Below are 246 nucleotides of genomic sequence, written 5' to 3'. Positions count from 1 at the left end.
TCATGAACCGGAAGAAAATCCAGCGCTTAATGAGAAAGTTTGGACTGTTCTGCCCTATAAGAAAACCGAATCCGTATAAGCGCATGGCAAAAGTACGCCAGGAACATGCGTTAAAACCTAATCTCGTTAACAGAGAATTTAGAGCCTACGGTCCACGAACGATCCTCTTAACAGATATCACCTATCTCTTTTACGGGCGAGGAAGGAAAGCTTATTTATCTGCCGTGATTGATGCATTCACGAACC

1 pseudogene is annotated in these 246 nt (G+C 43.5%); it reads left to right on the top strand.

Annotated features, from left to right (window positions below):
- Positions 1-246 (top strand): annotated as a pseudogene (locus ACYQ2O_RS13805) (IS3 family transposase); the annotation flags it as partial.

Source organism: Alkalibacterium sp. m-11 (assembly GCF_054658155.1).
Note: the sequence above shows the minus strand (reverse complement) of the source record. Positions and strands in the feature narration are given on the sequence as shown.